Below are 8,867 nucleotides of genomic sequence, written 5' to 3' on the forward strand. Positions count from 1 at the left end.
CTGCAGCACCGAGGTATAACCCCCGACACTTAGTACTCAACGTTTACGGCGTGGACTACTAGGGTATCTAATCCTATTTGCTCCCCACGCTTTCGTGCCTCAGCGTCAATAACAAGCCAGTAAGCCGCTTTCGCCACAGGTGTTCTTCCATATATCTACGCATTTCACCGCTACACATGGAATTCCGCTTACCTCTCTTGTATTCTAGAACTGCAGTTTTCAAGGCGAACCGGAGTTGAGCCCCGGGCTTTAACCTCAAACTTGCAAATCCGCCTACGCACCCTATACGCCCAATAAATCCGGATAACGCTTGCCACCTATGTATTACCGCGGCTGCTGGCACATAGTTAGCCGTGGCTTTCTGGTAAGGTACCGTCAGCTTAAGAGCATTTCCTCTCCTAAGTGTTCTTCCCTTACAACAGAGCTTTACAATCCGAAGACCGTCATCACTCACGCGGCATTGCTTCATCAGACTTTCGTCCATTGTGAAAAATTCCCTACTGCTGCCTCCCGTAGGAGTCTGGGCCGTATCTCAGTCCCAATGTGGCCGATCAACCTCTCAGTTCGGCTACGTATCATCGCCTAGGTGGGCCTTTACCCCGCCTACTAGCTAATACGCCGCATCCTCATCTTATAGTGCACCAAACGGTGCTTTCAATTTCTTCTCATGCGATAATGAAATTCTCATGCGGTATTACCCTTCGTTTCCAAAGGCTATCCCCCGCTATAAGGTAGATTAGATACGTGTTACTCACCCGTTCGCCACTGGGGTGCAAGCACCCCCGTTCGACTTGCATGTATTAGGCATGCCGCCAGCGTTTATCCTGAGCCAGGATCAAACTCTCATTTGAAAAAATGTGAATTGATTCTGACTGTTTCTTTTTTTATTGTATATATAATATTGTCTACTCAAATTAAATTGATATTGATCAAGATTTGTACAATTGTTGTTCTATTTAGTTTTCAAAGATCATTGTGTTGCCAACTCGGCGACTTTTAGATATTAGCATAGCAAAAAATAAAATGGAATAGGTTTTTTGAAAAAATAAAAAATTTTTGCAATTTTCTTTTTTTACTAATATTAAGTATCAGTATTTTCTTAATAATATAGGAGTTGGAATAAGTCAAAGGTATCAAAGGTAAATAAGATAATACATTTATAAAAATTTATAAGTTTAGAACTATATATAAAAGAAAATATCAAAATAAAAAAACGAGAAAATCTCGTTCTTAAAAAAATAGTTATTTGATTAATAATTGTATTTTTTTACTTATTCAGCAGCTTGTACTGTAACTTCAAATGTTACATTTTCTGCTCCGTCATAAGAAAGAGTAATTGTTGCAGTTCCTTCTTCAACTCCAGTAACTGTAACTTTATCTCCGTCAACAACAACTGTTGCTTTTTTGTCATCTGATGATTTTGCTGTTAAAATTTTTCCCTCAACAGAATTTGCAACTGTGATTATTTGTTCTTCAGTTGCTCCAACTTTAACTGTTTTATCTGTTGCTCCAGAAATAACTGGTGTTTTTGCTTCTTCACCTTTAATTGCTCCAGTGATATCAAAAGTTTTGTCTCCTTTTAATGTGTAACCTTCTTCTAATTCGATAGTTACAGTAACATCAGTTTTTGATTCTCCTTTAGCAGCTGCTACCAAAGATTTAACTCCTGTTACTTTAACTTCTTTTAATTTAGCATTAACTGCTGCTAAATCTGCTAAATCTTTGATGTCTTTACTTGCTGCTGTTTTAACATCCTCAGCTTTTACTTCTTTAGTTGCTGGAGTTTTTGGATCTCCACAAGCAACAACTGCTGTACTTGCAGTTGCAGTTAATCCTACTGCTCCTAATAGTGTTAATAATTTTTTCATATTCAGACCTCCTACGTCTTATCTATTATTTTAATAGGTACACTTAAAATATGCATATTTAACCCCAGAAATAAGAATTATGGTTTTGAAACCATTTTGTGGTTTCAAAACCATAACTTGAAATTTTTAACATCATTTGACAACTTTTTTAATACTCATTTAGCTTAATTGAGAAAAACCAGTCAGTAGCTTCGTTCACATCCAAGTTTAAATCATCGCCTTTCATTCTTTTCTTTAATGCCTCTTCAATTTTTTTAATTCTTATTGAGTACTTACTTCCATAATATCCACTCTCATATAAACTACGATTAAGCGCTTTATCATTAAAACTCAGATTTCATGGACCATCTTCATTTCTAGCATACATTCCATTTTGATTTCAGTCGTCAGTAAAATCAATCATTGCCAAATCAAAAAAACGTTTATCACCATAAACCAGTTTTTTGATTAATTTATCTTCAGGAGAATCAGTTGCTTTAATTTGCGGCTGTAGCGAAATTTCAATTCTTGTTGATTTGGCATCTAAGTATTCCTTATTGTCCTCTAAATCATAATTAGTTAGATTTCTAACATTTGAATCTTTTTTAGTTAAATGAAACACCTTGACCACTGGATTTAATAAATTAATTCAATACTTAGCTAAACCAAAATAATTTCTATGATAATTTGTATTGGTTTTCAAACTGTTTAATCACAACTGCATTTGTGTTTGGATCAGTTTTAAATTGTTGGGATTTGCTAAGTCAGATAAGTAAATATCATCGTATATCATAGAAGGGTGAATTTCATACTTATGATAATCTTTTTTATCAACTTTCAACAGGTATTTAGAGTCCTCTTTTAAATTATTTTTGCCAATGAATTCTAATAAAAACTCTCTAATTCCTTTGTAATAGAACTCTTGTTTTTTAAGTTGAGCTTTGCTTTGGTGATCAGCCATATAAAAGTTTTTAGGAGTATGTTTGTCTTCTTCTCTACTATAATCTCCAATATCTTGTCGAATCTTTAAATCGCTTTGTTTAGTATCTAATAGTGATCAAAAAGCTGGGTCTACTTCTTTTCTAACAATTTTTTTAAGTCCATAAGACTTTGATAACTCCTCATATTCTTTGCTTAAGCTATTATAACGACTTTCAAACGCTTGCTTTTGTTGCTTTAAGGTTTCAATTTCTTGTTCCAATGCTGATTTCTGAATATTAGCATCTGCTAATTGAGCTTTTAAAGTTGTAACTTGAGAATTTAAAGTTTCTTTTTCAGTTTTCAAACTGGTTATTTCAAGATTTTTCTTTTCTAAACTAGCAGTTGTTGTTTTTAAATCTTGTTCTAATTGACGTTTCAAACTTGTTAATTGTTGATTTTGTTCTTGCGAAGTTTTCAAATCTGCCTCAAGTTTTGCTTTTGATTTTATGAGCTGCTGATTTTTAGCTTTTAAATCAACTAGTTCAGCGGTTTTTTGAGCAACAGTCTGATTTAACTTTTCCAAATCATTTCGAGCTTTTTCAAAATCAGCCATAATTTGATCGTTTTGTTGTTCTAAATCTAGAATCGTATCGCGTAAAGTTTGATTTTCAGTAACCTTTTCTTGAAGCTGCTGGTTTTTTTCAATCAAAGCTTTATTTTTTGCTTCAAGTTCTGTTTGAATTTCTAAAACTTTTTGTTCTAAATTAACTGCTCTATTATAGTGCTCTAGCAAATCATCTAAATCAGTTCATACCCTATTTTGTAATTCCATTTCAAAACTTTTAACTTTTTCTTGAGATTCAGATAGTTGGCTTTCTAGTTGGTGTTTTTCACTAGTTAAGGTTTTTAGAAGATTTTTTAGTTCATCAGATGACTTGACATTTTTATCAAGTTGGTCGTTCAAATTAGTAATTTGAGTTTCTAGTTGCCGATTTTTTAATTTGGCGGCTTGTAATAGTTCTGTCAAAGTCTCTACTCTTGCTTCATCAAGTTTGTTTTGTTTAACTAGTGATTCTATTGCTGAAGTTTTTTGCTCAATTAAAGCGGCTTGAGATTCGATTTGAGATTCCAAGTCAGCAATTTTTGCTTGATAAATCTTAGCCTCACTAATTTTATTTTGATAAGCTGTTTGTAAACTTTCAAGTTCTGATTTAACTTGTTGATGTTGTTCAGATAAGTCTTGATGTTCTTGTTCTTTTTGTTGGAGTAAAGTTTCCTTTTCTGCTAACGTCATTGTCAACTCTCCAAGCCTAGTTTCGAAGTCAGCAATTTGGGTATCTTTTTGCGAAATCTGCTCATTTAACTTTGTGATTTCAAGTTGTTTAGTTGTAAGCTCATTTTGAAGTTCTTTTAATTCTTGCTGTTTTTGTTGCAACTCTTGGGAATGCTCATCAAGTAGATGATCTTTTTGCTTTTGAAGTTCTTTTAACTGATTTTTTAGTTTATCAACTTCCGCTTTAGTTTTATTACCACAACTAACAACAGTTGTTGTTGTCGTTGTAACTAATGAAATTGCTCCTAAAATTGTTAATATTCTTTTCATTTGATTATTTTCCTTTCAAAGTTTTACTAAAAACTTACTCATATAATAAAAAAATTTTTCAAATACAACAAAAAAAAAAAAAAAAGAATTGCTAACCTCTTTTAGGTTAGCAATTCTCAAAATTAATAATCTCAGCCTTGTATCTTTTGTAAACTTTTAATTATTAATGACAATTCCTTTATAGCGAGTTACTGATAAAATTGTTTCCCCAATTCCTTGAGTTCCAAATCCTGAATCTTTAACTCCTAAGAATGGGAATTGGTCTGGTCCACGTTGTGATTTACCATTGATGTTAATAGTTCCAGCCTCAATTTGTTGAGCTATTTCAATTGCTTGATCAATGTTTGTTCCATAAACACTAGCTTGTAGGCCAAAGTTTGAAGCATTTGCGACTTTGATCATTTCTTCAATTGAGTTTAAACGAATGATTGGTAATGCTGGTCCAAATGGTTCTTCTCATGCCAAACGCATTTCAGTTGTTACATGATCAACCAAAGTTGGAGTGATTAAATTGGCAACTCGTGAATCACCAGTTAAGGTAATTGCTCCTTTGGCTTTAGCATCAGCAATTAACTCTCAAACAAAGTCCGCTGATTTTAAATCAATTAATGGTGTAATGTCGGCATTGTCAGCTGGTTTTCCAACAGTTAAATTATTAATTTTTTTAACTAATAATGGAACTAATTGATCAGCAATTTCATTTGTTGTTAATACACGTTTGATTGCTGTACAACGTTGTCCTGAATAACTAAATGCTCCACTAACAATTTCATTAGCATATTTTTCTAAGTTATCAGCATCAATAACGATTGCGGGATCTTTACCACCAAGCTCTAAAACAACATCTTTACTTGAAGCAACTTCTAATAAGTGTTTTCCAACACCAACACTTCCAGTAAAAGAAATGAAGTCAATTTCAGGATTTTTTACAATCTCATCACCAATTTCACGACCACGACCAGTCACAACATTAAAGATTCCTTCAGGAATTCCTGCTTCAACAGCCAATTCTCCTAAACGAGCTCCAATTAAGCTTCCTTGAGTTGCTGGTTTGAATACTAAAGTATTTCCCATAACTAAAGCTGGTGCAATTTTTGAAATTGCTAAATTGATTGGATAATTAAAGGGTGAAATTGCTACTCCAACACCTTTAGCAACACGAGTGAAAGTTGCTTGTTTATTAGGAGCACCATATTTAGCACCATCTAATTTTAAAGGTTGTAGGTCTTTAGCTTGCATAAATGTTTCAGCCATATATTCAACTGTTCGTTCAACTTCAACTAAAGCATCTTTGTAGCCTTTACCAACTTCGGTCATGATAATTGTTGCTAATTCTGCCTTATTTTCTAATAATAATTCTTTTCAGCGATTTAAAGATTTAATACGCTCATCCAAACCAAGTTTCTCTCAACGTTTTTGTGCTTGACGAGCTGCTAAAAAGGCATGATTAATTTGTTCTTTTGATAGGGCACTAACAGTCCCACAAACTTCTAATCCGTCAGGATTAATAATTTCTAATTGGGTTTTAGTTTCAATAAATTTGTTATTGATCATTGCTTTAAATTTATACATAGTTATTCCTCTATTCTAAAAGATCCATGCGAAATGAATCCTTACTTATAATTATAAATTAACAACTGCGGTTATTGATTTTATATTTTTTATATTAAGTTTTGGTTGGCAATCAATGATTTAATGTGTAGAAAAAATAGAACTTTTTATCTATACAATACAATAATAAAACATTATAGTTACTTTAACGCAACCCCAAAATAAAAATTACTTAAATAATATAAGTAATTTTTTAAATTTGAAAAGTTTATTCACTTTTGCTGTTTATATAATTAATGCCTTGCTATTGTTAGTTAATTATTAAGTAATTCCCTAAAGTTGACAGGATTTCAGTCATCAACAACACCTGTTTCGATCACCATTTGATAATGAGCTTCTTTACTAGTTAATACGCGCATTTCATCTTGAAGATCATCAATTTTAGCTTGTAAGCTAACTTTTTGACTTTGAATAATTTCTAAGCGTTCTACTAAAGTTCGATCACCTTCCATACATAAATTAATATAACGTTGAATATTTTTAATTTCCATTCCTGACTTTCTCAATAAAAAGACCATACGAAATCATTGCAAATCTTTTTCATATGTAAAGCGATAGTTATTATCTTCGCGGTAAAAAAAGGGAAATAAGCCTTTAGCATCATAAAATCTAATTGTTTGCTCTGAGACATTAAAAAGTTTAGTTAATTGTTTTATTCCTACTTTATTCATACATCCTCCAATGAATATTACTATACCAAACAAACTTTTCATTTTAAATAAAAACCGGTTTTTTAAATTTTTGCTTGCCTTATACTAACTAGAATGTTTTAAGATAGGTTTAGTACAAAACGGAGGTACCATTTATGAAAAATAATACCTGATTTATTACAGGTGCTAGTCAAGGATTTGGTTTAGGAATAACTAAACGCTTACTAGAACAAGGACATCAAGTTGCTGCGACAACTCGTAATCCAGAAAAACTTATCGCAGAATTAGGAAATCATCCTAATCTTTTAGCTTTAAAAGTCGATCTTGGAAATCAAACTGAGATTGATGATGCTGTAGCCCAAACTGTTAAAGCTTTTAACGGAATTGATATTTTATTAAATAATGCTGGTTATGGACAACTATGAACTTTTGAAGAATCAACAGATAAAGAAATTCGTGATTGTTTTGAAGTCAATTTATTTGGAACAATGAATGTAACTCGTGCAGTTCTTCCAGTAATGCGTCGCCAAAAATCAGGACATATCTTTACTACAAGTTCAGTTTGAGGTTATGTTGGGGTTCCCTATAATAGTACTTACGCTGCAGTAAAATTTGCCACTGATGGATGAACAGAATCTTTAGCTCATGAACTGAAACCATTGGGAATTACTGTATCATGTATTAAACCTGGAGGATTTAGAACTAACTTCTTAAGTCCAACTTCTTTAATCTTAGGAACAGATTCTATTGCTGATTATCAAAAGGATCGTCAACAATGATTTGATAATCTAAAAGCTTATGATAAACAACAAGATGGTGACCCTGACAAATACTGTGATTTTATTATTAAAATTACTAAACTTAATCAACCATTACCAATTCATATTTTTGCGGGACGTGATGCTTATCAATATGCAAATGATAAAATTGCTGCAATTCAAAAAGATATGGATGAATTAAAGGAAATTTGTACGAATCTTCATGTTGAGGAATAACATTTAAATAAAACAAAAATACTAAAAAATCTTCTAAGTCGAGAAACTGTGATAGTTTCTAATTCGACAAAGAAGATTTTTTAGTTAAATTAAAATAAATAAATATGTGAAACTTTTAGAACTAAAAAACACTTATGAATTAGGCATTTGCATTTATTAACAGTCTTACCAAAAATTAAATTTCATTTTATGATTTATTTGCATTAAATGATGTTATATCAAAAGGAGCAGTTACTGAATAGACTATTATAATTTCGAGCGTCTTCAATAACTTTAAAAATTTAAATCAACTTTTATCTATCTTTATTGTAATCAAAATCAAAAGTTTTTTTGTGAATAATGTAAACTTCTTTTTGCTTTCTATCAAAAATTCTAAATTCTAGATTCATAAATCATTTTATTTTTTGTTGATGAGTAAGATACCAAAATGGTTCTACTCAACCAAAACTTTCGTCCATACCAAGTTCTTCAATAATGTTCTTCATTTCTGATTGTAAACTTTCTTTATCAGATTCGTTGTAAGTAAAAGGAACAATATTAACTCTGACTTTTTCACAAAAATCTTCGAATTTTTGTTTTGTCTGTTCTGCAACAATATTAAAAAACATAGATGATATTTTTTTCAAAGATTCCACTTCATCTTTATTTTTTTTAACTTGCTGTTCGTAGTCTTTAAAGTACTCTTCAACAACTTTTTTGATATCTTCTTTAGTAACATTTTTACCATCTTTACCTGGTAATCCTTGATCTCCTTTATCACCTTTGTCACCTTTATCACCTTTATCACCTTTGGCACCTTTGGCTCCGTCTTTTCCGTCTTTACCATCTTTACCTGGATCTCCTTTGTCACCTTTGGCACCTTTATCACCTTTGGCTCCAATCAATGATTTTAGTCATTCTAGTTCAGTTCCTTTGAATCCATTTTTCACAGCAATCTCATATGCAGACTTACCTTTAAATGAATTCAATCATTCATTGATTGTTCCTTTATAACCTTTTTCAACAGCAATATCATAGGCACTTTTACCATTAGCTCCTTTTAAAGATTTTAGTCACTCTTCTAATGAACCTTTATAACCTTTATCAACAGCAAGATCATAAGCATCTTTACCATCAACTCCGTCTTTACCATTAGTTCCGTCTTTACCATCTTTACCTGGTAATCCTTGGTCACCTTTGTCACCTTTTTCACCTTTGTCACCTTTATCACCTTTGGCACCTTTATCACCTTTGGCTCCAT

6 protein-coding genes and 1 rRNA gene are annotated in these 8,867 nt (G+C 32.1%); 1 reads left to right on the plus strand and 6 read right to left on the minus strand.

The features are described 5' to 3' along the window. The 5 genes from L872_RS0100005 to L872_RS04375 all read right to left on the minus strand — a co-directional run. Positions 1-851, minus strand: a 16S ribosomal RNA gene (locus tag L872_RS0100005); the annotation flags it as partial. 420 nt (positions 852-1,271) lie between these two features. After that, entirely contained in the window at positions 1,272-1,868 is a 597-nt protein-coding gene (locus L872_RS04850) for a lipoprotein (RefSeq protein WP_051418390.1), read from the minus strand. Positions 1,869-2,016: 148 nt separating this feature from the next. Beyond that, entirely contained in the window at positions 2,017-4,371 is a 2,355-nt protein-coding gene (locus L872_RS0100020) for a lipoprotein (RefSeq protein WP_027062891.1), read from the minus strand. A 156-nt stretch (positions 4,372-4,527) separates the two neighbouring features. Then, positions 4,528-5,943: an NADP-dependent glyceraldehyde-3-phosphate dehydrogenase gene (locus tag L872_RS0100025; RefSeq protein ID WP_027062892.1), complete on the minus strand. Its 1,416-nt coding sequence runs from the start codon at positions 5,941-5,943 to the stop codon at positions 4,528-4,530. Between the two features lie 293 nt (positions 5,944-6,236). After that, on the minus strand, positions 6,237-6,653 hold the full coding sequence (locus tag L872_RS04375; protein WP_051418391.1) for a MerR family transcriptional regulator: 417 nt from the start codon (positions 6,651-6,653) through the stop codon (positions 6,237-6,239). Positions 6,654-6,787: 134 nt separating this feature from the next. On the opposite strand from L872_RS04375, the gene L872_RS0100035 reads away from it, so the two are divergent. Beyond that, positions 6,788-7,627, plus strand: coding sequence for an SDR family oxidoreductase (locus tag L872_RS0100035; protein WP_027062893.1), 840 nt, complete (start codon positions 6,788-6,790; stop codon positions 7,625-7,627). 293 nt (positions 7,628-7,920) lie between these two features. On the opposite strand, the gene L872_RS04855 is transcribed toward L872_RS0100035, so the two are convergent. After that, positions 7,921-8,867: collagen-like protein (locus tag L872_RS04855; RefSeq protein WP_084340162.1), on the minus strand; the 947-nt coding region annotated here is incomplete at its 5' end.

Source organism: Mesoplasma seiffertii ATCC 49495 (assembly GCF_000518725.1).
GTDB classification, from domain to species: Bacteria; Bacillota_I; Bacilli_A; order Mycoplasmatales; family Mycoplasmataceae; genus Tullyiplasma; species Tullyiplasma seiffertii.